2 protein-coding genes are annotated in these 2,980 nt (G+C 42.8%); both read left to right on the top strand.

Going from position 1 to position 2,980, the window contains the following annotated elements; genetic code table 11:
* The first annotated feature begins 21 nt into the window (after window positions 1-21).
* The gene (locus BLT_RS0118260; protein ID WP_017729188.1) at window positions 22-711 is read left to right on the top strand and encodes a heptaprenylglyceryl phosphate synthase; all 690 of its coding nucleotides are present in this window, start codon (window positions 22-24) and stop codon (window positions 709-711) included.
* An 81-nt stretch (window positions 712-792) separates the two neighbouring features.
* Window positions 793-2,980, top strand: a 2,188-nt coding sequence (gene pcrA, locus BLT_RS0118255) for a DNA helicase PcrA (protein ID WP_051045270.1), incomplete at its 3' end; no start/stop codon positions are given.

The raw sequence follows: 2,980 nt of genomic DNA, 5'->3' as shown, positions 1-2,980 counted from the left end.
AACAGGAGATGAGTGACAGGCATGCTTGAATATCATGAATGGCGACATGTGTTTAAATTAGACCAGAATAAGGAGATTTCAGATGAGGCTCTTGAAGCGGTATGCGAGTCTGGAACAGATGGAATCTTAGTTGGTGGCACAGACGGGATCACCCTTGATAATACATTGCAATTGCTAGCAAGAATTAGACGCTATTCGGTTGCTTGTGCGTTAGAAATTTCTACGATTGAAGCAATTACACCAGGCTTTGATTATTACTTCATCCCTTCTGTCTTAAATAGTACAAAGGTTGAATGGATTGCTGGCCTTCATCATCAGGCGCTGAAGGAATACGGTGCGATGATGAACTGGAACGAAATTGTGATGGAAGGCTATTGTATTTTAAATAAAGAGGCGAAAGCAGCCAAGCTTACTGAAGCAGTAACTAAGCTTACGTCAGAGGATGTTGTTGCCTATGCTCGAATGGCGGAAAATATGTACCGCTTTCCTGTTTTTTATGTGGAATACAGTGGAACATACGGCGATCCCACGTTGGTGGAAGAGGTGCAGAAGGTGTTGAAGGAAACGAAGCTTTTCTACGGTGGGGGCATTCGCTCAGTGGAGCAAGCAAAAGAAATGGCAGACCTTGCAGATACGATTGTTGTTGGAAATATTGTCTATGAAGACCTGGATGAGGCGTTAAAAACAGTAGCTGCTGTTAAGAATGGTTGAAAATGAAGCAGATTCAACATAAACTAAGAGAAGAACATTTGTTTGGTGGTGAGAAGTGTGCAAGGAAAAATCATTGAGAAAATGCTGTCAGGGTTGAATAAAGAACAGAGGGAAGCGGTCAAGCATACAGAAGGTCCGCTTCTTTTAATGGCAGGCGCTGGAAGTGGAAAAACGAGAGTACTGACCCACCGAATTGCGTACTTGATTCGTGAGAAAGGAATCGCACCGTGGAACGTCCTAGCGATTACCTTTACAAATAAGGCATCTCGCGAGATGAAGGATCGGATTGCGCAGCTTGTTGGGCCAATTGCTGAAGATATTTGGATTTCCACCTTCCACTCCATGTGTGTGCGTATTTTGCGTCGAGATATTGACCGAATCGGCTACAATCGTAATTTCACCATTCTTGATGCGACGGACCAACTATCTGTCATAAAGCAAATCTTAAAAAATAAAAACATCGACCCAAAAAAATTTGAACCACGGAGTATTTTGGGAACCATTAGTGGGGCGAAAAATGAATTAAAAAAACCGGATGAATTTTTAGGGATTGCCACAGGACCTTATGAACAAACGGCTGCAGAAGTGTATGTAGAGTATCAAAAGCAGTTGAAAAAGAATCAGGCACTTGATTTTGACGATTTGATTATGGTGACGATTGACCTGTTTAAAAAGGTTCCTGAGGTATTGGAGTCTTATCAACGTAAATTTCAGTACATTCTAGTAGATGAGTATCAAGATACAAACCGTGCTCAATACATGCTCGTTAACATGCTGAGCAGTCGCCATCACAACATTTGTGTCGTCGGCGACTCTGACCAATCCATTTACCGCTGGCGTGGAGCGGATATTACAAACATTCTTTCCTTTGAAGAAGATTATCCAGAAGCGACAGTTATTTTGCTTGAACAAAACTACCGTTCAACGAAAACGATCCTACAAGCGGCGAACAAAGTCATTGAAAACAATTTTAATCGTAAGCCGAAAAACTTATGGACTGAAAATGATACTGGCGCGAAAATTGGCTATTTTGCAGCGGATACGGAACAATCAGAGGCCCAATTTGTCGTGCAAAAAATACGTGAAGCGGTGAAAAGCGGCAAGAAGTTTTCTGATATGGCGATTTTGTATCGAACAAATGCCCAATCACGCGTTATTGAGGAAATGCTCGTAAAATCGAACATTGAATATAACATTGTTGGTGGTACTAAATTCTACGATCGAAAAGAAATTAAAGATGTCCTTGCCTACTTACGACTTGTTTCAAATCCAGATGATGACATTAGCTTGCAGCGTATCATCAATGTCCCAAAGCGAGGCATTGGTGCGACCACCGTTGATCGGATTGGTGCGTTTGCAGCTGAGCAAGGCATTTCCATGTTTGCAGCACTTCAAGAAATTGAGCAGATTGGAGTAACGGCTCGAGCGGTAACGAAACTTAAGGAATTTGCAGAGCAATTGAACCATTGGGTACAAATGCAAGACTATTTATCTGTGACGGAGCTAGTGGAAGAGCTGCTTGAGCGGACAGGCTATCGTGACATGCTGCGAAACGAAAAAACCATTGAAGCGCAAAGCCGTCTTGAAAATATCGAGGAGTTTTTATCAGTAACGAAGGAATTTGAAAAGAACAATGAGGACAAATCCTTGATTGCTTTTTTAACAGACCTTGCCTTAATCGCTGATATTGACAAGCTTGATGACAATGAGGAAGAGGGTCAGAAGCAGGACACTGTTGTCTTAATGACGCTTCACTCTGCCAAAGGACTAGAGTTTCCAATTGTCTTTTTAATCGGCATGGAGGAAGGAGTATTCCCTCATAGCCGTTCCCTCTTTGAAGCGGAAGAGATGGAAGAAGAGCGTCGTCTTGCATATGTAGGGATCACACGGGCGGAAGAACAGCTATACCTTACAAATGCGAAACTCCGTACATTATACGGTCGTACAAATACGAACCCGCCTTCTCGCTTTATTCAGGAAATTCCAGAAGAGTGCATCGAGTCATTAAATGAAGAAAAAGAAGCACCAAGCTGGATGAAAACATCTCGTTCAGCTACAGCACCGGCAGTAAGAAAGAAGCTGCCACAAGTTCCACAATCTTCAAATACTGGCGGTGACAAGTTTGCTTGGGCGGTAGGCGATAAGGCGGAGCATAAAAAGTGGGGCGTTGGTACGGTTGTGAGCATAAAAGGAGAAGGAGAATCGATTGAGCTTGATATTGCGTTTCCTCCTCCAACCGGTATTAAGCGTCTTTTTGCAAAGTTTGCCC

Source organism: Halalkalibacterium ligniniphilum, assembly GCF_000334155.1.
GTDB lineage: Bacteria > Bacillota > Bacilli > Bacillales > Bacillaceae_D > Halalkalibacterium > Halalkalibacterium ligniniphilum.
This window is presented reverse-complemented; position numbering and strand designations above follow the sequence as displayed.